Genomic DNA, 18,373 nt, shown 5'->3' with positions numbered 1-18,373 from the left:
CCTTGGAACCACCTGATCCCATCCCGAACTCAGCAGTGAAACGATGCATCGCCGATGGTAGTGTGGGGTTTCCCCATGTGAGAGTAGGTCATCGTCAAGATTAAATTCCGAAACCCCTATCTGCTGATGCAGGTAGGGGTTTTGTTTTTAGTAGAAATCATCGATTTTACTGACACGTTGCTGTTGAACGGGTCGGTCACAGAATTTCTTGACGACCATAGAGCATTGGAACCACCTGATCCCATCCCGAACTCAGCAGTGAAACGATGCATCGCCGATGGTAGTGTGGGGTTTCCCCATGTGAGAGTAGGTCATCGTCAAGATTGAATTCCCAGAACCCCTGTCTGCATCAGCAGCCAGGGGTTTTGTCGTTTTGGGCCGGTAATCGGATCAAGCCCATGATGCCCCGGCAAACCCCCAATGCCGTTGCTATGCTGTGAGAGTCGGGCCTTGGCGACCAAGGGCCCGCGACGTCACTGGTCATGGGGATTCCAATAATGAAAAACCCTTATGCTCCCGGCTTTTGGTGCGCCACCGCGGCATTGCTGCTGCTTTCGGCCACTTATTTCTATGGCGTCATGCTCACTCACCAGATCGACAAGGCGCTGCTGTTCCTCGATAGCGCGGCGGCGTTGATTGGCGTGATATCCATCGCAGTCGTGGCCTGGGCATCGCTTCAGGGCCAGCGCATCAAGAAAAAACACCTTGAACAAGGCAAGACTCTGGTGCTGATTTGGGACACCAAGGTGGCGCTGCGCCGCGTTGAAACGGTGTTTGATCGTTACTTCTGGGGCAGTTACTGGCAGCCTGGTCGCACATTCCAGGAAGTCATGGGCGAGCTCACCGGTACCCCGCTGGAAAAAAGCCTCGAAGCGCTGAAAACCCAGTGCGCTGCCCTGGACAAGCAGGTTACTCAGGAGGGCTGGCACTGGCTCAACAACGCCCGCGAGTTGTGCGATGTGGCTAACGCCATGGCCCGTGAGCGCTATCAACTGGACTTCTGCGACTCACGTACTGAGTCATCGGGTGCGGCAGTGATCAATCGCGATTTCGAAGTGCTGGTGTACACCTGGACGGCCCGTCTCAAGACTTTCGACCATCAGCTCGACGAGATCGAAGTCCAATATTCGTAGACCACCTCGCAAGAAAACGTTTTTACCCCTTTAAACATTGGGCCCGCAGGGGTGCCTGATGGTAATCTCCCCTCCTCTTTGCGGCGTCGAGCCACACCCTTCGCGGGTCACGGAAGACGACGGCTTTCTTCAACCATGGATATCGATCGGGTCACTCATGAATAAATCAGCAAGCGTACTTCTGGGAATCGTTGTGGCTGTCGGTGCTATCAGCGCGGGCGGCGCCTGGTACACCGGGACCAAACTCGAAGGCGTTTTGACGAACGCTATTGCCGACAGCAATAAGCAAATGCAGACAGCCTTGGCCGGTTCCAACAGCACTGCCACCCTGGAGCTGGTTTCCATGGACCGTGGAACGTTCAGCAGCACCGCCCACTACCGTCTCAAAGGCGAGGGCGAGATATTCGGCGGCGAGCCGGTTGAGCTGCTCTTCGTCGACCAGATCGAGCACGGTCCTCTGCCATTCTCGCGCTTGATTACGCTCAAGTGGCTGCCGGTCATGGCCACCAGTCACACCGCTCTTGAGCGCAATCCACTGACTGACAAGTGGTTCGCTGCGACCAAGGACCAGTCCCCGCTCAAGGGTGTGGTCAACCTGGGCTACGACGAGTCCATCAACGGCACCTACGAGCTGCTGCCATTGGAAACGAAGCTGGATGAGCAATCCCAGCTCACCTTCTCCGGCCTGAAATTTGACGTGGCCGCCAGTGCCCAAGGCCAGAAGATCAAGGCCGACGGCTACATGGACAGCTTCAAGTTGACCACCGTCGCCGAAGACCAGACTCCGGTGCAAGTCGAGCTGAACGGCCTGACATTGGCCAGCAACCTGAGCAAAAGCTCCTACGGTTACTACATGGGTGACAACACCCTGCTGCTGAGCAACACCAAGGCCACCTTCGGTGAGCCGAAGTCGGTGCTGGGCCTGAAGAACTTCGAGATGAAGAACAGCAGCACCGAGAGCGGCACCAGCGCTTCGGGGCGTGCCGATTACAAGATCGGTGAGCTGTCGTTCAACGACAAGACCATCGGTTCGGCGCAGATGGCAGTCAGCCTGAAGAACCTGGACATCCCGGCCACCATGTCGCTGATGCAGATTTACCAGACCAAGCTGCAACCCTACGAAAAAGCGGCTGCCGAGGCCGCAGCAACCGGTGAGCCGGCGCCAGAGCTGAGCCTGACCGAAGCTGAAGAAACGCAGGTCAAGGCCGACCTGGAGAAACTCCTGGCCGGCGCCCCGCAAGTGGCGCTGGAAAACCTGTCGTTCAACACCGCCAACGGTGAAAGCCGGGCCAGCCTGATTGTTGATCTGGCCAAGCCGCAGTCCATGGATTTGCCACCGGATGAATTGGGACGTCAGTTGCTCGCCCTGCTGGACTTCAATCTCAAGGTCTCCAAGCCGATGCTGGTGGACCTGATGACCGTACAGGCACAGATGGAAGGCCAGACGGACGCCAAGCTGATCGCCGATCAGGCCACTGCCACCAGCGATATGTTCAGCGCCATGGCAGTCGGTACTCAACTGGCGACCCTTGAAGGCAACGATGTTGTCACCAAGCTGCACTACGCCAACAATCAGGTCGATTTCAACGGCCAGAAGATGACCGTTGAGCAATTCACGGCATTCGTGATGAGTAAGCTGGGTGGTGGCGTCGCCATCCAGTAAGCCGTTCAAGCAACATCCAGAACCCGGCCCGTGCATGATGCATGGGCCGGGTTTTTTTACGCCCATCGATCAGCCCAGCGCCGAAATCTGTACCGATTCTGAAGAATTGTGGCGTTCCTGAAGATGATCCGCCTGAGAGTGCAAGACTAGGCCCATTAGAGCTTGGCTGGATTCCTTTGATCCGGCTTCCTGTTTGATGGGCAAGGGGGCACTGCGACCCGGCTGGCCATGTAAGGATGCTGACGAATGCCGCGTACTGTGGGTCCTTTTATTCAACGTGGTTTGCGCCCGTTGTTTCGCGTCGCGCTGTGCAGCCAATTGTGCTGGCCGATGCTGGCGTTTGCCGATACCGCCTATGACCAAATGGTGCTCGACGCTCGTGCAGGCCATTACACGCCTGCGCTGACCGCGTTGCGCCAGGTGCCGGCTGGCCAGGCCAGCACTGCGCAGATCAGCGACCACCTGCAGATCGCCAGTTGGGCCGGCCTCGACGCCGAGGTGGTGACGGTCTATGAGACCCAGGGCCGCCATCGAGCGCTGCCTGTCCAGGCGCTGACCACTACGGCTCGCGCCTATCGAAACCTCAAGCGTTGGGATTCGGCGCAAGAGCTGTACCGCCAGGCCTTGGTGATCGATCCAAAGAATCCCGACCTGCAACTCGGCCTGGCCTTGACCCAGGCCGATGGCGGTCAGCCCGACGAAGCCGTCACCCGCGCCAAGGCCATGGTCGCCGCCAAACCGGCAGACCCGATGCGTCGTCTGGCGCTGGGTTATGCCCTGACCCGCGCCAACAACCCCCACGAAGCGCTGTTCGAATACGACCAAGCCTTCACCCGCGCGGGCAACAGCCCAGAGATTGCACGCGAATACATCTACGCCCTGCAACGCGCGCGGCTGCCCGAGCCGGCGCTGCGCCTGGCGCGTTTGCAGCCGGGGCTGATCGAACGTGGTGTGCAGCGCCGCCTGGAAGGTGACGTAGCAGCCGAACGGGTGCGCCTGGCGGACATGACCAGTCGCAGTGAACAGGAGCGCTTCGTCATTGCCGACCGCGCCCTGGCCGACTACGACAAGCTGCTCGCCACCTGGACCCCGGTGGCCGAGGCCCATGACGACGTACTCCGTTGGCGCATCGATCGCATGGGCGCGCTCAATGCCCGCGCCCGTCGGGCTGAAGTGATTGCCGAATACCAGAAGCTGATCGCCGAGGGCGTGAGCATTCCCACGTATGCCCTGCGTTGGGTGGCTTCTTCCTATCTGGAGCAGCGTGAGCCGGAAATCGCCGTCGAGCTGTACCGCCGGGTTCTGATCGCGCCGGATGCCGATCCTGCGGAGCGCTTCGAGGACAGCACCGCGCTCTACTACGCGCTGCTGGAAAGTGAAAAATCCGCAGAGGCCCGCGCACTGGCCGAAGACATGGCGAAAGCCCAGCCTCCACGCGTCGAGCTCAAGGGTCTGCCGATCGGCAACCCCAACGATGAATGGATGGATGCCCAGCAACTCGCCGCCCAGGCTGGCACTTACGGCGCCGACCTGCCTTCTGCCGAAGCGCGCCTGGACACCCTGGTCAACCAAGGCCCCGGCAACACCGGCATGCGCCTGGCCCAGGCCGATATGTACCAGGCCCGTGACTGGCCGCGCCGTTCGGAAAACCTCCTCAAGGAAGTCGAGGCCACGATCGCGCGCAACCGTGACCTGGAAATCGCCCAGGCCCGCGCCGCCATGGATTTGCAGGAATGGCGGCAGATGGATGCACTGACCGACGATGTGGTCGCCCGCTATCCGGAAAACGCCCATGTCAAACGCCTGCAACGCCAGCGCGACGTACACGACATGGCCGAACTGCGCATCGAGGCCTACACCGGCAAGAGCTATGGCGGTGGTAACGGTGATGCCGGTGCCGTCACTGGCAGTCGGGACTTTGGTATCGAGACGCTGCTCTACAGCCCGCCCATCGATGAAGACTGGCGGCTGTTCGGCGGTGCCGGCTACGCCACCGGTGATTTCGAGGAAGGCACCGGCCACCATCGCTGGCAGCGCCTGGGCGTGGAGCGTCGCACCCGGGACATGACGCTGGAAGCGGAGGTCTCCAATCACTCCTATGGCTCCGGCGACAAGCAGGGCGCGCGGCTGGCCGTGGCGCGGGACATCGACGACCACTGGCAGTACGGCGGCAGCCTGGATTACCTCTCGGCCAATACCCCGTTGCGAGCGCTCAACAGCGGCATTCGCGCCAACGGCGGTAGCGGTTTCGTACGCTGGCGGGCCAATGAAAGCCGCGAGTGGCGACTGGCTGTCAGCCCGTCCCATTTCAGCGATGGCAACAACCGCCTCGAAACCCAACTGACCGGTCGCGAAGGCATCTACAGCACACCGCGTGTGCAAGTGGAGCTGGGGTTGGAAGTGGGTGCCAGCCGTAATAGCGGTTCCAACGAAGTGCCTTATTTCAATCCGAAATCGGATTTCAGCGTCATGCCGACCGTGAGCGCCAACCACGTGTTGTACCGCCGCTACGAAACCACGTGGAGCCAGCAGTTCCAGGTCGGTGCCGGTACCTACAGCCAGCGCGACTACAACACTGCGGCCATGGGATTGCTCAGCTACGGCCAGCGTTTCATCTGGAACGACGTGCTGGAGGCCGGTGCCGCGCTGAGCTGGCTCAACCGCCCCTACGACGGCGATCGCGAAAGCGATCTGCGCCTGCTTGTCGACCTCACCTATCGCTTCTAGAAGAGTTTGAAGATGCCTGTTATTTCGCGATTCATCCTTCTGCTGGGGGCCTTGCTGATCAGCGCTTGTGCCCAGCAAGCCCCGGCGTTCACGCCGCCCTCGCAGCGCCCGCTGGCGGCCAATGACGCCCCATGGCCAAAGAACCATGTGCTCGGCATCGCCTACCACGATGTCGACGACCGTGACCCGGACCAGGCGCTGGTGGCCGTGCGTACCGAACGCCTGATCGAGCAACTGGCGTGGCTGCGGGAAAACAACTACCAGCCGGTCACAGTGGATCAGATCATCACGGCCCGCAATGGCGGCCCGGAACTGCCGCCGCGTGCGGTGCTGCTGAGTTTCGACGATGGCTACGCAAGCTTCTACACCCGCGTCATGCCCATCCTGCGCGCCTATAACTGGCCGGCGATCCTCGCCCCGGTCGGCAGTTGGGTGGACACGCCGCTGAATCAAACGGTGGATTTCGCCGGGGTACCGCGCAAGCGTTCCGAGTTCCTGACCTGGGAGCAGATTCGCGAGGTTTCCAAATCGGGCCTGGTGGAAATCGCCGCCCACACCGACGCCAATCACAAAGGCATCCTCGCCAACCCGCAAGGCAACCAGCAACCCGCCGCGACCACCCGACGCTACGACCCCGTCACCGGTCGTTATGAGGCCGAGGCCGATTTCCAGGCTCGCCTGCGCAAGGACGTGGCGGCCATTTCCGAGAAAATTCGCAAGGTCACCGGCTACAGCCCGCGCGTCTGGGTCTGGCCTTACGGTGAAGCCGACGGCACGGCGTTGCAGGTGATTGGCAGCGAGGGTTATCAAATGGCCCTGACCCTGGAAGACGGTCTCGACAGCCTGGGTAACTTGATGAGTGGCCCACGCTTCCTGGTGGCGTCCGATCCGGATGGCGCCCGTTTCGCCGAAAGCATCGTCTCCGTACAGACGATGGACCCGATGCGCGTGGTGCATGTCGACCTGGATTACGTCTACGACCCGGACCCGGTGCAGCAGGACGTCAATGTCGGCAAGTTGGTCCAGCGCATCTCCGACCTGGGCGCCAATACGGTGTTCCTGCAAGCCTTCGCCGACCCGAAAGGCGACGGCCTCGTGCATTCGTTGTACTTCCCCAACCGTCACCTGCCGGTACGTGCCGACCTGTTCGACCGGGTTGCATGGCAGTTGCGCACCCGGGCCAATGCCAAGGTCTATGCCTGGATGCCGGTGCTCAGTTTCGCCCTGGACGCGAAGCTTTCGCGGGTACAGCGCTGGGATCCGAAAACCGGCAAGACCGGCGTCGCCCCTGACCAATACGTGCGCCTGTCGCCATTCGACCCGAACGTGCGCAAAGTCATCGGCGAGATCTACCAGGACCTGGCGCGGATGAGCTCGTTGGATGGCGTTCTGTACCATGACGATGCGGTGTTCTCCGACTTCGAGGATGCCAGCCCTGCGGCCCTGAAAGTCTATGCCGCCCACGGTTTGCCGACGTCCATCGCCACCCTGCGGGACGATCCGGCGGCGATGCGACGCTGGACCCGCTTCAAGAGCCGCTACCTGATCGACTTCACCCATGAGCTGACCGCCAAGGTCCGGGCGATTCGCGGTCCGCAGATCCTGACTGCGCGCAATATCTTTGCCGAACCGATGCTCAATCCAGAAAGCGAAGCCTGGTTCGCCCAGAACCTCGATGACTTCCTCGGTGCCTACGACTGGACGGCACCGATGGCCATGCCGTTGATGGAAAACCAGACCCTCCAGCAATCCGGCCCCTGGCTCGATCGCCTGGTGGACACCGTCAAGGCCCGCCCCGGCGCGCTCAAGCGCACGGTGTTCGAATTGCAGGCCCGGGACTGGAACAGCAAGCCGGTCAGCGACATCGGCGGCAAACAATTGGCCGACTGGATGGGGCGTCTCAAGCGCAAAGGCGTGACCAGTTTCGGTTACTACCCGGACAACTTCATCGAAGACCAGCCCGCTGTGAAAACCGTGCGGCCGGCGCTCTCCAACAAGTGGAATCCTTGACATGCTCGACAGACTGCTCGCTCTGCTGGTGCTGGCGATCGTCCTCGGGGTGCCCCTGGGCCTGATCTTCCTGGTCACCGGGCAATTCCTGATGGACTTCGTGTTCTTTTACCCGCTGTTCATGTCCGGGCTGTGGATCGCCGGCGGCCTGTATTTCTGGCTGCACTGGGAACGCCACTGGCCGTGGAAGGACGACACCTTGCCACCGCCCCTGGCCGGCGAGCCGTTGATCAGCATCCTGATCCCCTGCTTCAACGAAGGCGATAACGTCGCCGACACCATTCACGCGGCGCTGGGCCAGCATTACCCGAACATCGAAGTCATCGCCATCAACGACGGCTCCAAGGACAACACCGCCCAGATGCTTGATCGACTGGCAGCTGAAGACCCGCGCCTGCGCGTCTTGCACCTGGCAGAAAACCAGGGCAAGGCCGTGGCCCTGCGCATGGGCGCCATCGCGGCGCGCAGCGAATACCTGGTGTGCATCGACGGTGACGCGCTGCTGGCGCCGAACACTTGTGCTTACCTGGTGGCGCCGATGCTAGACAACGCCCGCCTCGGCGCGGTGACCGGCAACCCGCGCATCCGCACCCGCTCGACCTTGGTGGGCCGGGTCCAGGTCGGCGAATTTTCCTCGATCATCGGCCTGATCAAGCGCACCCAACGGGTGTTCGGGCGGATCTTCACTGTGTCCGGCGTGATCGTCGCGTTCCGTCGCACGGCCCTGCACCGGGTTGGCTACTGGAGCCCGGACATGATCACCGAAGACATCGACATCAGTTGGAAGCTGCAACTGGATCACTGGAGCATCTTCTACGAGCCGCGCGCGCTGTGCTGGATCCTCATGCCCGAAACCCTGCGCGGCCTGTGGCGGCAACGGCTGCGCTGGGCCCAGGGTGGTGCGGAAGTGCTGTTCAAGAACATCCGTGGCATCTGGCAATACCGCCACCGCTACCTGTGGCCGTTGTTGTTCGAATATTGCCTGTCCACCGGTTGGGCGTTCACGTTCCTGCTGTCGGTGATTTTCTGGGGCGCCGGCAAATTCGTCGAAATGCCGGCGGCCATCGCGGTCGATCACCTCATGCCGCCAGCCTTCACCGGGTTGTTGCTGGCGGTGGTGTGCCTGCTGCAGTTCGCGGTGAGCATCCTGATTGATCGGCGTTACGAAAAAGGCCTCTGGCACATCATGTTCTGGGTGGTCTGGTACCCGTTGGTGTTCTGGCTGATCAGCCTGTTCACCACCTTGGTGAGTTTCCCCAAAGTGCTGTTTGGGCAGCATCAGAAGCGTGCGCGCTGGATCAGTCCGGATCGCGGTATCAAACCGTTCGATGATCAGGAAGAGGAAGTGATCCGATGAAAATTATCAGGACCCGGCAACGGCCTTTTCTGGTGCTCATCGATGCGTTTTTTACCGTGCTGGCGTGGGTGGGGCTGTTGTACCTGCTGGTCAATGGGCTGTGGCCGCTGTTCGCGAGCCAGGCCGGTTCGCGCCCGGGAGGGTCTCTGTTCGATACCCTGGGGACCTTGCAGATCTATGGCTGGATCGCGTTGGTCAACGCGGTGCTATTGATTACCTGGGCGCGTTACCAACAGCGCAAAAGCCGTAGCTTCGCCCAGCGCCGGTCGCCGGCCCCGGTAGTGAATGACCAGGGCTTGAGCGCCAGTTTCAAGTTGACCGACGAGCGCCTGGACACGCTGCGCCAGCCCGGCTCGAAGACTATTCACAACAACCAGGACGGCGACATCAGCCACGTCGTGCCGCACTTCCACTTGCTCAGCCCCGACTTGCAGCCACCGCCCCTGGCGCCAATGGAGCGGCCTTGCGTGATTCACCTGCCGGCCGATCAGTCCGTGCATTGACGCCATCGCGAGCAAGCTCGCTCCCACAGGGGATTTTGGGGTGTGTGGGACAGATCTACGACGAGAAGTCCCGGATCAGCCGCCATGCCTCGTCCACCGGCAACGGTTGTTTCATGCGCTGGGCCAACGCCGCCATGGCCCGGCCTTCATCACAGGCCACCGCGGCGACAACGAGGCCGTCCTTGCCCAGCAGGGCAATAAAGGGTGGTTGTTCGGGCGTGCCCTTGAATTCCACTTCGTCCCAGTGCTCGGCGTGGCCAAGATAGTCGTAGCGTTTGCCAAAGTGATAGGTCCAGAAAAACGGCACGTCCAGGTAGTGCTCGTCGCCGCCGAGCATGTTCGCAGCGGCAATGCGGGCCTGTTGCTGGGCCAGGCGCCAATGCTCGATGCGCTGGGGCTGGCCGTTGAGGGGGAAGGTGGCGATATCACCGACAGCCCATAAGCCATCAGTCACTCGCATGCCCGCGTCGACGGACAGTGACTGGTCCTGTTCCCGTGGCAACCCGGCAAAGGCCTCGGTGGCCGGGCGCACGCCGACGCCAATGATCACCAGGTCTGCGGCAACGCGCTGGCCGTTATCCAGCACCACGGCTTCGACCTTGCCCGCCCCCTCGATCTGCGCCGCTTCGCTGTCGGTGCGGTACACCACACCATTGGCTCGATGTCGGGCCAGGATGGCCTGGCCGACGCTCTCGCCCAACTGCGCGGCGAACGGCACCGGATGCCGGGCCAGGACGGTGACGTCCAGCTCGCGCTTGCGCAGGGACGAGGCCACCTCCATGGCGATGAAACTGTCGCCGATGATCACCACCTGTTGCCCGGGCCGGACCGTGTCGAGAATCTGCCGGGCGTGGGCGATCGAACGCAGCACGAAGACTTGCGGCAAATCGATGCCCGGCAGCGCCGGCGTCTTGGGTACCCCGCCAGTGGCAATGAGCGCGGCGTCGTAGTCCAGGTACCGGCCATCGACGAGCTGGATTTGCCGAGCGTCGGGGTCCAAATGGGTGACCTCGCCATGGAGCCTTTCGATGCGTTGCTGGGTGAAATAGGTTTCATCGCGCAGCGGCGCCGTCTCGTTGACCGCCATGTCGCCGGCCAATACATACTTGCTCAGCACCGTACGGTCGTAGCCGGCTTCGGCCTCGCGGTCGATCATCAGGATTCGTCCGCCAAACCCCTTCTCGCGCAACGCCGCCGCGCAAGCCGTACCGGCAGCACCGGCGCCGATGATGACAAACGTGCGCGGGTCATCGGCCGGTGGGACTTTATCGATTGGCAACGGTTGATCGTCGACCCAGACGTCACCGTCCCGGACCTCGACGTGATAGCGCGCGAGGCTGTCGAGGGCCGGCGGTTCACACAGGGCGCCGTCTTCAGCGCGGAACGCGGCCTTGTGCCACGGGCAAATCAGCCTTCCATGGCACACCGCGCCCTTGGCCAGTGGTGCGCCGGCGTGCGGGCATTTGCCCTGGAAGGCGCGCACCTGATCGCCAGAGCGCAACAGTAGGATGGACGTGTCGTCGATTTTGACTTCGAGGCCGCGGTCTTCACGAACATCGGCGAAACGGGCGACTTGATGCAGAGACATGGTCATTCTCCGGCAGGCGTTTCTCTTTGGATTCGCAGGACCGGAACGAGTTTCAGCGTAATTGTCACTGCACCCTTGGCGAAGCTGCGGCTATAGTTTGCAAGCCGTCCATGGCCTGACACGCACAAGGTGCCCCGGTATGACCCGATTGAACCCTCTCACCCCTTGGCTGGCGGCTGTCGCCCTGGTGCTGTGTGCACAAGGGGCTGCCCAGGCCGAGGAGCGTTTTACCCTCAGCATCCCCGGTGTGTCGGACGACCGCCTCTTCACGGCGGCGGCAGCCAGTGATGCCAACACCTGTGGTGGCAAGAACATTTCTCCGGCCCTGAGCTGGAACGCCGGCCCGCCCGGCACCCTCAGCTACGCCATCGTCATGTTGGACCCGGACGGTCAAAGGGGCCAAGGTGTCGACCACTGGGTCCACTACGGTATCAAGGCCACCACGCGGCAGATTCCGACGGGCGCCGGCACCAAGTCCTCGTTGGAAGGCATGGGCGGTATCAACAGCAAGAACACCCACGGCTACATCGGCCCTTGCCCGCCTGTCGGCGACAGCGCTCACCACTACCTGATCCAGCTTTTCGCTCTGGACCTGCCGCCGGAAGCCCTGCCCGCCGACCTCACTCGCGCCCAACTGATGGAAAAAATCAAAGGTCACGTCCTGCGCAACAGCAGCGTAGTGCGCCGCTACCACCGCTGACTCGAACAGCACAAAACCCCTGTGGCCAGGGAGCTTGCTCCCGCTGGGCTGCGAAGCAGCTCCCCACAGTAGCGCTGACGCCCCGACACAAAATTGGCATCACACGCCAAAAGCGAGCACTATCGAGCTCCTGTTCACTCATGCCGGAGGATGGCGATGACGCAGAAACCCGACGGCATCGCCCGCCTCCTGAACTGCCCCACCAAGGGCGACGAGATACGCCGGGCCATCGCCCAGAGCCGCAAGGATTTCCTGCCTGTCGACGAGGCCGAAGACGCCGAGCCAGGCCAGCCACCGGTTCAACCGGTGGACCATGATCGCGACGACTGAGCCGTCGCCCTCTCTCAAACTTATTGTTCAACTCTGCCTATGACTGCCACCCCTGTTCTACCCGGTGACCGATTCAGCCGATCCGATTACAAGACCCTGGGCCTGGCCGCCTTGGGAGGCGCGCTGGAGATCTACGATTTCATCATCTTCGTCTTCTTTGCCCTGACCCTCAGCCAGTTGTTCTTCCCGCCGGAAATGCCCGATTGGCTGCGCTTGCTGCAAAGCTTCGGGATTTTCGCCACCGGCTACCTGGCCCGGCCCCTGGGCGGCATTCTCATGGCGCACTTCGCCGATCGCCTGGGGCGCAAGCGGGTGTTCAGCCTGAGCATCCTGATGATGGCCTTGCCGTGCCTGCTCATCGGCGTGATGCCGACCTACGCGCAAATCGGTTATTTCGCGCCGTTGTTGCTGCTGGCGCTGCGCATCCTGCAGGGCGCGGCGGTGGGCGGTGAGGTGCCCAGCGCCTGGGTGTTCGTGGCCGAACATGCACCGCTGCATCATCGTGGCTATGCCCTGGGTTTCCTCCAGGCCGGCCTGACCTTCGGCTACTTGCTGGGCGCCTTGACCGCAACGGCGCTGGCGCGGATCTACACGCCGGAAGAGATTCTCGATTACGCCTGGCGCCTGCCGTTCCTGCTGGGAGGCGTCTTTGGCGTGATCGGTGTCTGGTTGCGTCGCTGGCTGAGCGAAACGCCGATCTTCATGGCCCTGCAAGCCAATCGCGAAGGCGCTGCGGAACTGCCGTTGCGCACGGTCCTGCGCGACCACCGCCAGGCGTTGCTGCCCGCCGCCATCCTGACCTGCGTGCTGACCTCTGCCGTGGTGGTGTTCGTGGTCATCACCCCGACCGTGATGCAGAAAAGCTTCGGCATGACCCCCAGCCACACCTTCGCCCTGAGCAGCCTGGGCATCGTGTTCCTGAACATCGGCTGCGTCCTGGCTGGGCTCATCGTCGACCGCATCGGCGCCTGGCGCACCGTCATGCTCTACAGCCTGCTGCTGCCCCTGGGCATCGCCGTGCTCTACGCCAGCCTGATCAGCGGCAGCGCCTGGCTGGGCCTGGCCTACGCTGTGGCGGGCCTGGGTTGCGGTGTGGTTGGTGCGGTGCCGTCGGTGATGGTCAGCCTGTTCCCGCCGAAGATCCGCGTGTCCGGCATCTCGCTCACCTACAACATCGCCTATGCGCTATGGGCCAGCATGACCCCGTTGATGCTGATTGCGCTGGTGCCGTGGAGCCCATGGGTGTGCGTGGCCTATTGCGGTGTGATGGGCGCGGTGGGCGTGGCTGCGGCGGCGTATTTTCCCGGGCGGCATGGGAAGGCTGCGCAGCCGTCATTGGCCTGTGAATCCTGATCCGGCTGTTCAAAGACGCTCGCGCAAAAAATCCACAAAGGCCCGGGTTCGTGCCGAGCGGCGTCGGTCCTGACTGAACACGGCGCTGATGGGCAGCGCCGGCGGCTGGTAATCGGCAAGCACGGTGCAGACGGTTCCCTGGCGAACATCGGCCGCGAACAACCACTGCGGTGACAGCGAAACGCCCAGCCCCGACAGCACCATTTCCCGGATTGCCTCGCTGCTGTTGCAGGTGACGTTGCCCTTGATCGTTACGCTGTGCTGTCGGCCATCCTGGTCGGGCTGTCGCCGAGGGAAATCGCTACCAGCCGCACGAACACCAGAATCGCATCGAGCGAATCCTTGAGCACTGAAAAGACATTACCTGGCCACCCCATGGTGGCCAGGCGGTTTATTGCAGATAGATCAATCCGAACCATATTTTGGCGAACGCGGCCCGTACAGGATCCCGGTGCGCTGACCCGCCGACAGCAGACGCGCACTGGTAATACCGGCAATCGGGTGGCCAGCGTCAGTGGAACTGTTGATGATTTGCTTGACCGCCGCAGTGATCAGCATACCAACCAGCCCGCCACCGCTGTTGTTTCCGCCCTCTTCACTGGAGGCGCGAGCCGAGCCGGTCCACAGGGTGATGCCTGTGCGCAGGTCCACCAGCTTGGCCGAAGCGGTGACCGCCGTTTCACTGGAGATCAGCATGTAGCGGGTGCCGTACTCCGTGATAGTGATGTACAACGCCGCGTCGGCGCCGAAAATCTCATGCAGTTTGGCCGGAGCCACGCCTTGGATGTCATTTGCCGTCGTCAGGCCATTCTGGCGGAAGGTTTCGTCCACCAGTGCAATCGGTAACACGTAGTAGCCGGCTTCGGCCAACGGGTAAGTGACTTGAGAGACGAGGCTGTAGGACGCTTGCACCTCAGGTGATTCATTGATCGGCGGCAACACCAGGATCGACTTGGGTCGTGCCTGCTTGAAGGCCGAATAGTCAACGGTCTTGGGGGCGGCACAGCCGCCCAGCAACGCCAGGGCCAGCAGGGCGCCCGTCAGTTTCAAAAGGCTCATTTGACGTCTCCGGTCTTGGCGTTCTTGAGCAGCATGTCCATGTATGCGGCAGACTCAGGGAACAGCGCCTTCTCGGTGCGTAACTCCTGCACCATCTGGTCATCCTTGCCCATGCTCAGGTACAGCATGCCCAAGTGGGCGTGGTAACCCGGCGGCGCTTTTCGGCCACTGGCGTTGATCTTTTGCAGGTCCCGCTCCAATGCTTCGACCTGGGCTTCCTTGGGCTCACCCTTGAAATATTCGTAGACCTGCGGCTGATAGCTTTCCCATTGATACAAACCCTGAGGCGCCGTCTGGCACCCGGCGACCGTCGCGACTGCTGTCAGCATCAGCGCCAACTTCACTGCCTTATTCATCCGTGTACAGCTCCTTGGGTACGGGTTATTCAGTTGCGCGGGTTCCAGGCGCCGGCATTGATGCCATCCACCAGGCGGTTGATCGCTTCGCGCATGGCCAGGTCCAGGACTTTGCCATTGAGGGTGGAGTCGTAGCTGGCGGTGCCGCCGAAACCAATGACTTCACGGTTGGACAAGGCGTATTCACCGGCGCCCTGAGTGGAATACACCACTTCGGAAGTGCTGATGTTGACCACGTTCAGGTTGACCTTGGCGTAGGCCACCTGGGTCTTGCCGCGACCGAGGATGCCGAACAACTGGCGGTCGCCGGTCTCTTTGCGGCCGAACTCGGTCACATCGCCGGTCACTACGTAGTCAGCGCCCTTGAGCTTCTGAGCTGTACCCTTGATCGCGGCTTCCTGGGAGATCTCACTCATGTTGTCGCGGTCCAACACGCTGAAGCGGTTGGTCTGCTGCAGGTGAGTGATCAAGATAGTCTTGGCCTGACCACCAAGACGATCAACGCCGTCGGAAAAGATCCCGCGCATGTAACTGGAGCGGTTATCGAACTTGCCCACGGCGATCGGTACGCGCTGGCCGGCATAGGCAATACTGGCGCTGGCGACTTTTTCCACCGGCAGTGCCCGGGAGCTTTCCGAGGCACAACCGGCCATGGTCAGCAGCGCTGCGGCGATCAGGCCCGACAGCAGGATGGGGGACGGTAGTTTCACGTGATGCTCCTGAAGTGAAGAGTCAACAAATTGCAGCAGGTATGCAGGAAAGAATGCTGAGGTCGTCCTTGAAGACGTGATAGCACAATGGCGGCGGCATTTTACGAGGTTCATATCGCTTCTCAAACTGTTTTCGCTTCAGCAAGGTTTGCCGCAACTGACTTGTCCCGGCAACATCCGTTCTTGAAAGTCCGGGTTTTAGCGATGCCACCCTCAAGGCCATAGAGTTCCGCTTCCTGGATATCGCTGGGGGGCCGAGCGCATGCCGTAAGGCCAAACAACTTGAGCGCTCATTCAAACCCCGTAGAATGCAGCCGCCACTATGCCGCTATCTCTCAAGGACGAATTCAAACATGCGAGTTTTTACCCTGTTGCTGGCCCTCTGTCTTATGGCAGGGTGCGCTTCGAAGCCCGATTACTACATTTCCCCTGCGCCGGTGGCGATCCCCGAGACCGCCACCTATTGGATCGACACGTTCAACGTTGAAGTCGTCGGCAAAAACGAACGCTTCCTGCCCGACGAAAAAGTTCGCGACCAGTTGCACACCGACCTGATCGTCCGTCTGCTCGACGGCAATCGCTATGCCTCCAGCAAGGAAACCGCTGACTATCTGCTGGACGTCAACGCCGTCTATGCGCGCCGGATTCAAGACACCCAAGGTGGTCTCATGAACAAGATCGTTGCCGACGGTACGTATCTGGCCAGTGTCGATTTCAATTATCAGGTCAAGGTGAAGAAGGCCGGTGTCGAAGTGCTGCACTTTGCCCAGGCCCGCGAGGGGCTGATGCCGGGAGGGGCGGTCGGGCAACTTGAGGCCATGAGAGGCATTGCGGGCGCCCTGACGAACAGAGGCAATTCTGATGTCGAAGACTATTACACCGGTCATTTGAGCGGATTCATCGACGACGACCTGCGGGGCATTCCGTCCCGCTAACAATGCCTGCTGCAACGGGCTGGCGATTGGTCCGATCGCGGTAACGGCCTGGCCACTTTGGGGGTGGCCAGCGCGGTTTTTTTCAGCGCGCCAAAAAAATTCCTGGTCGTTAACCCGAATCTCGTGTGCCTTGCGTCTGAGCTTGTGTACGAATCATTCATTCACGAGGTTCAGCCCATGTCCCGTCCACTTCTCTTTATGCGTCCTGCTGCCCAAGGCTTCGCCGTGACTTTGCTGGTGGCGTTGGCCGGTTGTGGGTTGTCTTCCCGAGAGGCTGCCAAGCCGTCCGAACCGGTGGCCGTGGCGCCCAGCGTTGTGCCGCAAGGCGAGATCGCCGAAGTGCGTCAGTCGACGGTCAAGCGCATGCTCATGAAGCCGGCAGCGATGCCCGCCCCCAGTGTGGCGAACGATGCCATCGCCGGGGGGTACCGTGCCGAGCCGCGTGAACAGTACGAAAAACTGCCGGACAACCCGATTCACAGCGTGGCCGAAACGCCGGTCTCGACCTTCAGCGTGGATGTCGATACCGGCAGCTATGCCAATGTGCGACGTTTGCTCAATCAAGGCAGCCTGCCCCCCGAAGGTGCCGTGCGGCTGGAGGAAATGGTCAATTATTTTTCGTATAGCTATGCCCTGCCTACCGACGGTTCACCCTTTGGCGTGACCACCGAAGTGGCCCCGTCACCGTGGAACCCCCACACCCGCTTGCTGCGCATCGGCATCAAGGCCAGCGACCGCGCCGTGGCGGATCTGGCGCCGGCCAACCTGGTCTTCCTGGTGGACGTTTCCGGCTCCATGGATCGTCGCGAAGGGCTGCCGCTGGTCAAGAGCACGCTGAAACTGCTGGTGGATCAATTGCGTGACCAGGACCGGGTGTCCCTGGTGGTCTATGCCGGTGAGTCCCGGGTGGTGCTCAAGCCCACCTCGGGGCGCGACAAGGTGACCATCCGCAATGCCATCGATCAACTCGACGCCGGTGGTTCCACCGCGGGCGCCTCGGGTATCGAACTGGCCTACCAGATGGCCCGGGAGAGCTTCATCGACAAAGGCATCAACCGCATCCTGCTGGCCACCGATGGCGACTTCAACGTCGGTGTCAGTGATTTCGACAGCCTCAAGCAGATGGCGGTGGACCAGCGCAAAAGCGGCGTCTCGCTGACGACGCTGGGCTTCGGTGTGGATAACTACAACGAACACCTGATGGAGCAATTGGCCGATGCTGGTGACGGTAACTACGCCTACATCGACAACCTGCTCGAAGCGCGCAAAGTCTTGGTCGATCAGCTCAGCTCCACCCTGGCGGTGGTGGCGCGGGATGTGAAGTTGCAGGTGGAGTTCAACCCTGCCCAGGTCAGTGAGTATCGCCTGCTCGGTTATGAGAACCGCGCGTTGAAGCGTGAGGATTTCAACAACGACAAGGTCGACGCGGGCGAGATCGGTGCCGGGCATACGGTGACGGCCTTGTATGAAATTGTTCCGAAGGGCCAGCCGGGCTGGTTGGAGCCGCTGCGCTATGCCAGTACACCCCAGCCGGAGGGTAAGTCAGGCGAATTGGCGATGCTGCGCGTACGCTACAAACCTGCTGAGGGCGGTAGCAGTCGATTGATCGAGCATCCGATTGCGGGCGTGCAGGACGAACACAAGGCCAGCGATGACCTGCGTTTCTCGGCCGCCGTGGCGGCCTTCGCCCAGCAGCTCAAGGGGGATGGGCGCTACACTGGGACGATGAGCTTGAAGGACACCGCGCAATTGGCCCGCTCGGCCCGCGGTGAAGACCCGTTTGGGCTGCGTGCCGAGTTTGTGCAGTTGGTGGAGCTGGCCCAGAGCCTCGAGCCTGCGGCCAAGCGCTGATCCCGAGCACAACGGGGATCAAATGTGGGAGCTGGCTTGCCTGCGAAGGCGGCGTGTCAGGCACAGCAGTTTCGCCTGACACGCCGCCTTCGCGGGCA

General features: G+C 61.6%; 15 protein-coding genes, 2 rRNA genes and 1 pseudogene. 13 read left to right on the top strand and 5 right to left on the bottom strand.

Annotated features, from left to right (window positions below; all coding sequences use genetic code 11):
• The 8 genes from rrf (B0E42_RS12515) to pgaD form a co-directional block, all read left to right on the top strand.
• Positions 1–100, top strand: a 5S ribosomal RNA gene (rrf, locus tag B0E42_RS12515); the annotation flags it as partial.
• Positions 101–207: 107 nt separating this feature from the next.
• Positions 208–323 (top strand): 5S ribosomal RNA (rrf, locus tag B0E42_RS12510).
• A gap of 174 nt (positions 324–497) precedes the next feature.
• Positions 498–1,133: a hypothetical protein gene (locus B0E42_RS12505; protein ID WP_018606580.1), complete on the top strand. Its 636-nt coding sequence runs from the start codon at positions 498–500 to the stop codon at positions 1,131–1,133.
• Between the two features lie 157 nt (positions 1,134–1,290).
• A complete protein-coding gene (locus tag B0E42_RS12500) occupies positions 1,291–2,796 on the top strand; it encodes a YdgA family protein (protein WP_050585395.1) in 1,506 nt (501 codons plus the stop codon).
• A gap of 246 nt (positions 2,797–3,042) precedes the next feature.
• The gene (gene pgaA / locus B0E42_RS12495; RefSeq protein ID WP_077506514.1) at positions 3,043–5,523 is read left to right on the top strand and encodes a poly-beta-1,6 N-acetyl-D-glucosamine export porin PgaA; all 2,481 of its coding nucleotides are present in this window, start codon (positions 3,043–3,045) and stop codon (positions 5,521–5,523) included.
• Between the two features lie 12 nt (positions 5,524–5,535).
• Complete coding sequence (pgaB, locus tag B0E42_RS12490; protein WP_077506513.1) at positions 5,536–7,533, top strand: poly-beta-1,6-N-acetyl-D-glucosamine N-deacetylase PgaB; 1,998 nt, start codon at positions 5,536–5,538, stop codon at positions 7,531–7,533.
• A 1-nt stretch (position 7,534) separates the two neighbouring features.
• On the top strand, positions 7,535–8,890 hold the full coding sequence (gene pgaC / locus B0E42_RS12485; protein WP_018606587.1) for a poly-beta-1,6-N-acetyl-D-glucosamine synthase: 1,356 nt from the start codon (positions 7,535–7,537) through the stop codon (positions 8,888–8,890).
• Positions 8,887–9,393, top strand: coding sequence for a poly-beta-1,6-N-acetyl-D-glucosamine biosynthesis protein PgaD (gene pgaD / locus B0E42_RS12480; protein WP_024618875.1), 507 nt, complete (start codon positions 8,887–8,889; stop codon positions 9,391–9,393). The genes pgaC and pgaD overlap by 4 nt, the downstream gene beginning before the upstream one ends.
• Positions 9,394–9,448: 55 nt before the next feature.
• On the opposite strand, the gene B0E42_RS12475 is transcribed toward pgaD, so the two are convergent.
• A complete protein-coding gene (locus B0E42_RS12475) occupies positions 9,449–10,981 on the bottom strand; it encodes an apoptosis inducing factor family protein (protein WP_077506512.1) in 1,533 nt (510 codons plus the stop codon).
• Positions 10,982–11,120: 139 nt separating this feature from the next.
• Here B0E42_RS12475 and B0E42_RS12470 point away from each other — a divergent pair, with 139 nt between their 5' ends.
• The 3 genes from B0E42_RS12470 (at position 11,121) to B0E42_RS12465 (ending at position 13,364) form a co-directional block, all read left to right on the top strand.
• Positions 11,121–11,681, top strand: coding sequence for a YbhB/YbcL family Raf kinase inhibitor-like protein (locus tag B0E42_RS12470; RefSeq protein WP_077506511.1), 561 nt, complete (start codon positions 11,121–11,123; stop codon positions 11,679–11,681).
• A 156-nt stretch (positions 11,682–11,837) separates the two neighbouring features.
• Positions 11,838–12,011, top strand: a complete 174-nt coding sequence (locus B0E42_RS31110) for a hypothetical protein (protein WP_018606597.1) — start codon at positions 11,838–11,840, stop codon at positions 12,009–12,011.
• A gap of 39 nt (positions 12,012–12,050) precedes the next feature.
• Entirely contained in the window at positions 12,051–13,364 is a 1,314-nt protein-coding gene (locus B0E42_RS12465; protein ID WP_077506510.1) for an MFS transporter, read from the top strand.
• 9 nt (positions 13,365–13,373) lie between these two features.
• Here B0E42_RS12465 and B0E42_RS12460 read toward each other — a convergent pair.
• The 4 genes and pseudogenes from B0E42_RS12460 to B0E42_RS12445 form a co-directional block, all read right to left on the bottom strand.
• Positions 13,374–13,652: pseudogene (locus B0E42_RS12460) on the bottom strand (LysR substrate-binding domain-containing protein); the annotation flags it as partial.
• A 117-nt stretch (positions 13,653–13,769) separates the two neighbouring features.
• The gene (locus B0E42_RS12455; protein ID WP_053184919.1) at positions 13,770–14,423 is read right to left on the bottom strand and encodes a DUF799 domain-containing protein; all 654 of its coding nucleotides are present in this window, start codon (positions 14,421–14,423) and stop codon (positions 13,770–13,772) included.
• A complete protein-coding gene (locus B0E42_RS12450; protein ID WP_077506509.1) occupies positions 14,420–14,779 on the bottom strand; it encodes a DUF4810 domain-containing protein in 360 nt (119 codons plus the stop codon). Before B0E42_RS12450 ends, B0E42_RS12455 begins: the two co-directional genes overlap by 4 nt.
• A 29-nt stretch (positions 14,780–14,808) precedes the next feature.
• Entirely contained in the window at positions 14,809–15,432 is a 624-nt protein-coding gene (locus B0E42_RS12445) for a CsgG/HfaB family protein (protein WP_162493981.1), read from the bottom strand.
• Between the two features lie 410 nt (positions 15,433–15,842).
• On the opposite strand from B0E42_RS12445, the gene B0E42_RS12440 reads away from it, so the two are divergent.
• Together B0E42_RS12440 and B0E42_RS12435 are read left to right on the top strand one after the other, a co-directional pair.
• On the top strand, positions 15,843–16,424 hold the full coding sequence (locus tag B0E42_RS12440; protein ID WP_077506508.1) for a hypothetical protein: 582 nt from the start codon (positions 15,843–15,845) through the stop codon (positions 16,422–16,424).
• A gap of 177 nt (positions 16,425–16,601) precedes the next feature.
• Complete coding sequence (locus B0E42_RS12435) at positions 16,602–18,275, top strand: VWA domain-containing protein (RefSeq protein WP_077506507.1); 1,674 nt, start codon at positions 16,602–16,604, stop codon at positions 18,273–18,275.
• The last annotated feature ends 98 nt before the right edge of the window (positions 18,276–18,373 follow it).

It is taken from the genome of Pseudomonas sp. A25(2017) (assembly GCF_002001065.1).
Taxonomy (GTDB): Bacteria; Pseudomonadota; Gammaproteobacteria; order Pseudomonadales; family Pseudomonadaceae; genus Aquipseudomonas; species Aquipseudomonas kilonensis.
This window is presented reverse-complemented; position numbering and strand designations above follow the sequence as displayed.